General features: G+C 45.9%; 7 protein-coding genes. 3 read left to right on the forward strand and 4 right to left on the reverse strand.

Going from position 1 to position 5,644, the window contains the following annotated elements; genetic code table 11:
- Window positions 1–40 precede the first annotated feature (40 nt).
- The 3 genes from ctaD to ACLQ6D_RS13160 all read left to right on the forward strand — a co-directional run bounded on the left by ctaD (window position 41) and on the right by ACLQ6D_RS13160 (window position 3,294).
- Window positions 41–1,696 carry a cytochrome c oxidase subunit I gene (gene ctaD / locus ACLQ6D_RS13150; protein WP_411727775.1) on the forward strand — a complete coding sequence of 552 codons (1,656 nt, stop codon included), beginning with the start codon at window positions 41–43 and terminating at the stop codon, window positions 1,694–1,696.
- A 145-nt stretch (window positions 1,697–1,841) separates the two neighbouring features.
- Complete coding sequence (locus tag ACLQ6D_RS13155; RefSeq protein ID WP_411727776.1) at window positions 1,842–2,393, forward strand: cytochrome c oxidase assembly protein; 552 nt, start codon at window positions 1,842–1,844, stop codon at window positions 2,391–2,393.
- Between the two features lie 10 nt (window positions 2,394–2,403).
- Window positions 2,404–3,294 carry a cytochrome c oxidase subunit 3 gene (locus ACLQ6D_RS13160; protein ID WP_411727777.1) on the forward strand — a complete coding sequence of 297 codons (891 nt, stop codon included), beginning with the start codon at window positions 2,404–2,406 and terminating at the stop codon, window positions 3,292–3,294.
- Between the two features lie 185 nt (window positions 3,295–3,479).
- Here the strand turns inward: ACLQ6D_RS13160 and ACLQ6D_RS13165 are convergent, their stop codons facing one another.
- The 4 genes from ACLQ6D_RS13165 to ACLQ6D_RS13180 all read right to left on the reverse strand — a co-directional run.
- Window positions 3,480–3,734: a twin transmembrane helix small protein gene (locus ACLQ6D_RS13165; RefSeq protein WP_411727778.1), complete on the reverse strand. Its 255-nt coding sequence runs from the start codon at window positions 3,732–3,734 to the stop codon at window positions 3,480–3,482.
- 403 nt (window positions 3,735–4,137) lie between these two features.
- On the reverse strand, window positions 4,138–4,560 hold the full coding sequence (locus ACLQ6D_RS13170) for a type II toxin-antitoxin system VapC family toxin (RefSeq protein ID WP_411727779.1): 423 nt from the start codon (window positions 4,558–4,560) through the stop codon (window positions 4,138–4,140).
- A complete protein-coding gene (locus ACLQ6D_RS13175) occupies window positions 4,535–4,777 on the reverse strand; it encodes an AbrB/MazE/SpoVT family DNA-binding domain-containing protein (RefSeq protein ID WP_411727780.1) in 243 nt (80 codons plus the stop codon). The genes ACLQ6D_RS13170 and ACLQ6D_RS13175 overlap by 26 nt, the downstream gene beginning before the upstream one ends.
- Before the next feature lie 68 nt (window positions 4,778–4,845).
- On the reverse strand, window positions 4,846–5,644 hold a 799-nt coding region (locus ACLQ6D_RS13180), incomplete at its 5' end, for a type II CAAX prenyl endopeptidase Rce1 family protein (protein ID WP_411727781.1).

A 5,644-nucleotide genomic window follows, 5' to 3' on the forward strand; every position in this document is an offset into this window, starting at 1 on the left:
AGTTCTGTGCTGATTAATTTAGAATGAATGAGGAATTGATATGTCTGCTGTTGTAGCTGAACATGACGAACACCATGACCACGAACACCATGATCATGGCCCAGCCAAAGGTGTCCTGAGATGGATTGTCACCACCAACCATAAGGATATCGGTACGCTTTACCTAGTGTTTGCTTTGGCCATGTTTTTCGTGGGTGGGGCAATGGCTTTGATTATTCGGGCAGAACTGTTCCAGCCCGGTTTGTCTTTCGTTGAGCCACAGTTCTTCAATTCCATGACCACCATGCACGCGCTGGTCATGATTTTTGGTGCTGTGATGCCTGCATTCGTCGGCTTAGCTAACTGGATGATTCCAATGATGATTGGTGCGCCGGACATGGCTTTGCCGCGCATGAACAATATGAGCTTCTGGATGTTGGTTGCCGGTATTGTGTTGCTGTCCAGCACCCTGTTCATGGAGGGTGGCGCGCCTGCGGCTGGCTGGACGATGTACCCGCCTCTGGTGTTGCAAACGGGGGCGGCGTTGCCTTTTGCCATCTTCTCAGTGCATTTGCTGGGGATATCGTCCATTTTGGGTGCGATCAATATTATTGCGACCATCTTCAATATGCGTGCGCCCGGTATGACGTTGATGCGGATGCCGATGTTCGTCTGGACTTGGGTAGTCACTGCTTTTTTGTTGATTGCAGTAATGCCGGTTTTTGCCGGTGCGGTCACCATGCTGCTGACCGACAAGTTTTTTGAAACCAGTTTCTTTGATGCGGCGGGCGGTGGCGATCCGGTACTTTACCAGCATATTTTCTGGTTTTTTGGCCACCCGGAAGTGTACGTCTTGATTTTGCCTACTTTTGGTTTGGCTTCGACCATTATCCCCGTGTTTGCCAGAAAACCGTTGTTCGGTTATAGCTCAATGGTTTACGCTACAGCCGCTATTGCCTTCCTGTCGTTCATCGTCTGGGCGCATCACATGTTCTCCGTAGGTATGCCGCTTGCCGGGCAGCTGTTTTTCATGTATTCAACCATGATTATCGCTATTCCCACTGCCGTAAAAGTGTTCAACTGGACGGCGACCATGTGGAAAGGTGCCATGACGTTTGAAACCCCCATGCTATTTGCCATTTCTTTTGTGGTGCTGTTTACGCTGGGTGGATTTACCGGCTTGATGATGGCTATTGCCCCCTCAGACTTGCAGTATCACGATACCTATTTTATTGTTGCCCACTTCCATTACGTTTTAGTGCCTTCAGCGATATTTATGATTATGGCTGGCGGTTATTATTGGCTGCCCAAGTGGACGGGCAATATGTACAATGAAAAAATTGGTCAACTGCATTTCTGGCTGTCGGCCATTTCGGTAAATATCCTTTTTTTCCCGCAGCATTTTTTGGGTTTGGCCGGTATGCCGAGGAGAATTCCTGATTATGCCGTGCAGTTCACCGACTGGAATATGATTTCAAGCATTGGCGGCTTTATTTTTGGCTTTAGCCAGTTGTTGTTCCTTTATATTGTCATAGACACCATAAGAGGCGGAACTGGCGAAAAAGCGACTAAAGAAGTGTGGGAAGGCGCATTGCAATACGGTGGTGGCGGGACACAAGGTTTGGAATGGACATTGCCATCTCCACCCCCTTATCACACCTTTACCGAACCGCCAGTTATTGTGCCTACTGAGTATCAGCATGAAACTGCTGAATGATAGCTTGTAGATATAGTAATGAATTTAAAAACCAAAAACTGGCTGACCGCATCCATACTAGGGCTATTGGCACTTAGCTTTTACATATATGCAATGCCCTCAGCCGTCATAGAACAGATTGCCAAAGCGATAAGAGCTGTTTTTAATGGATGATGCCCTAAACCTAAAGCAAAAAAATACCCGGCTCGTCCAGGTTTTGGTCTTGGTCGTAATCGGCATGTTCGGTTTCGGTTATGCCTTGGTGCCGCTTTACGATGTATTGTGTGATTTGACCGGGCTTAACGGCAAAGCGGAATCAGTTGCTGTAGAAGAAATCCCGTATAAGGTTGATACGACTAGGGAGATTAATGTCGAATTCTTGACCACGCTGAACGCATCAACGCCGATGGAATTCCGTACAGAAACCAAGCTTTTAAGAATTCACCCTGGCGAATACCATACGGTGAATTTTTATGCGGAGAATAAGACCGATAAGGTCATGGTAGCCCAGGCAATCCCCAGTTTTTCGCCGGGTGCAGTGGCAAAATATTTTAATAAAATAGAGTGTTTTTGTTTTAAACAGCAAACGTTTAAGGCGGGTGAAGCGAAAGTCATGCCCATGCGCTTCGTGGTTAAGCCGGATTTGCCAAAAGACTTTAAAACATTCACGCTTTCTTATACGTTTTTTGATAATACTAAAGCCGCAGTGCAAAGATAAGAGGAAGAATATGTCTACATCGCATGGTTATTACATCCCGCATAAGGCAACTTGGCCGGTACTCGTCACTGCTGGTTTGTTTTGTATGTTTGCTGGATTCGCCAGTTATCTGAATGGGTCACCTAGCGGAGTGAACTTCATGCTGCTAGGGTTTGCCATTTTCATTATCATGGTGGCGGGATGGTTTACTCTTCAAGCAAGCGAAAGCGAATCAGGCACTTACAATACCCAGGTCGGTATTTCTTTCCGAATGGGAATGATGTGGTTCATTTTCTCGGAAGTGATGTTTTTCGCGGTTTTTTTTGGTACGCTTTGGTATACACGTAATTTATCCGTGCCTTGGTTGGGTGGTGAAGGCACTGGCGCAGCAACGAAAGAATTGCTCAATCCAGCGTATGAAGCAATCTGGCCCACCAATGGGCCTAAGCACCTGGGCGGTAAACTTGTCGAAGGCAAAACGAATGGTGAATTTGAGCCGATGGGAGCTTGGGGATTGCCTTTCGTGAATACCTTATTGCTGCTGTCTAGCGGCGTTACCTGCACCTGGGCGCATCATGGCTTGTTGGCAAAAAACCGCGACCAGCTTATAAAGGGCTTGATTGCTACGGTTTGTTTGGGTTTTTTGTTCGTCAGTTTTCAAGCATTCGAATATCATGAAGCCTACACAGAAATGGGCTTGACCTTAGGCACGGGTATTTACGGTTCTACCTTTTTCATGTTGACAGGTTTCCACGGATTTCATGTTTGCGTTGGTGCCATTATTTTGAGCGTTGTGCTGTTTCGGAGCTGGAAAGGCCATTTCAAACCGGAAAACCATTTTGCATTTGAAGCCGCCGCCTGGTACTGGCACTTTGTTGACGTGGTGTGGTTGGGATTGTTTATCTTTGTGTACTTAATGTAATTTTCTTCATCATTCCCACGCTGGAGCGTGGGAATGCAGTCTTGGACGCTCTAGCGTCCCCCGCTAAGCACTACAAACAATCATCAATTGTTATCCTTAGATTAGGGTAAAAAAGTAATTCCGTTCGTGGTGAGCTTGTCGAACCATGAGCGAAATTAACTTTGTACAGAGTTCCCTTTAAGATTCTATTTTATACTTTCAGTAACCGTGGATTTTTGAGAATGTATCCTGCTACCAATGCCGTGAGGCTTGACAATCCCTGTCGCCACCAAGATAAAAACGAATATAAATAGCAGGACGGATAAGCCGATGCGAAATGTCAATGCCCTGGCCGTTTTTTGGGACGAGGCATCTTCTTTATGCTTGACGAGATGATACAGTGCCGAACCCAAGCTGAAAATAATCATCAGAAAAACGGCAATTAAGGCAATTTTAATCATTATGAAAAGTATGGGGCAGACAACAGTGACCATTATTCTCGGTTATTCAAGCCGGATTTCCAATAGCCAGCAATAAAAAGCCGTATCAACTGCGGGAATGGGGTTTGTAATCCCGTACCAAACGTTTTGATGTTGCTCCTATTTTTGAATTCCCAAAGAGCCGGACGGGGCATGTTATCCATAAGCGCTAACATAAAAATCGTTCGTTACGATCCCGCTGGTACTGTCTTTGTCGAGATGGCATTGTGCGGCTCAAGCTACACATTTCGCAAAAGACCAAGGATGGCTTGCATAGCTTACATCCCTGCCTGAATATCGGCAGCCCATGCCGGTATGACGTTGCCTTTGTTTAGTTGACAATCCTTGCTAATTTGGAAGAACTTTTAGCAAGTTGCCATGCGGCCTAAACCGCCATACGAGGCACAGCACTACCTAAAACCTCAAATTCAGGGTCGCTGGTCAATAAGACCGCTTGTTCTTTGATCGCCAAGGCTGCGGAAAAGCAATCGGCGTAAGACATCGGATAAACCGCCTTCAGCTTTACCGCTTGCCAAAAGATATCTTCTGTAAAGGCAGCAATTTCAATGGGCAATAATGAAATTTCACCCCGTTTGCGTTCAGCGAGCGGCCAACCGAATTGTTTGCCGATACGGTAAACCACTTCGCCGAAATTAATTTGATGTAGCAATACCCGTGCATTGCCACTGGCGGCACAGGCCAAAATCTCGGCGACATGCTCTGCTCCCGGTTCATCCTGCGCCAGACGCAAGAGGGCGCAGGCATCGAGTACGTAAACCCGTTTAACCTCTGACACTTTGGGCAACATCTTGCCGATGTTCTTCAATCAGGTGCTTAGCCAAGGAATCAGTCGTTTTCAAAGAACCGCGAAAAGCTACAATAGGATCCGACGGCAATAGATATAATTCGAGATGGTCTCCCACTTCGCGTATCTCAACTGGAGTGCCGGGCTTAATCCCGTAACGGTGGCGTATTTCTGCCGGAATAACAATTTGGCCTTTGCTTAAAACATTCATGGTAAGCATGTTTAACTCCAATCTTGATAGTTTAACGATATCCTATTAGTCTAACATAAGCAGAATCAACCAAGGCACTAAAAATTCCAATAATTTAGCCGCTTATACAAAAAATAACCGGCAATCGCCAAAACTAACCACATTGTCACCAACGGCCCAATAACGCCATCGTAACTGCTGACCAGATAGAGATGATCGGAACTGGTATTGGTATTGAATAAGCTTTTGCTCAATTTAATCTGCCACACCCAACAGGCATGGCAGCCGATACATAGGCCTAAGCTGGCTTTAACCTGGGTTCTTAGTACGCCCAAAAACACACCGACAGCAAATAAGGCAAAAAATGCCGACAGGATTTCAGGATTTAGCAAATGCGTAAAGGCCTCTCCCAGCAATTTAAACCCACTGAATACGTTAAGTTCTTGTGTTGGTATTTGGGTTTTGCTGTCCAAAAAATGCAGGGTGGCATAATAAAATGCACTGATTAAAATCGCTGCCCTGACGGACATTTTCCTGTTTAGCCCAGTGAGCAGTATCCCCCTGAAAATAGGTTCTTCAAACAATGAAATGAGCAGCGCGAGCAATAATTCAATGACCAGCTTTTTGCTTACCCAGGGCAGTGTCCAAGGCTGGGATTCATCAATAATATTAACGCCGAGCAGGTAAAGCACGATGAAAACAGGCAGTAAGGTAATAAAACCCAAGCCAACTCCTTGTAATAGCTGTTTCGTAAATACGGGCCTGGCTGAAAAGCCCAGGTCAAATTTGCTTAACCTCAGATAGTGCATTGCCGGGAAAATGCTCAGCACCAAAAATAATTGGGTGGATTTTCTGATGATGGTACGAAACGACAGGCCGTCATCCCATACTAACACC

It is taken from the genome of Methyloglobulus sp., assembly GCF_046714055.1.
Classification (GTDB): Bacteria; Pseudomonadota; Gammaproteobacteria; order Methylococcales; family Methylomonadaceae; genus Methyloglobulus.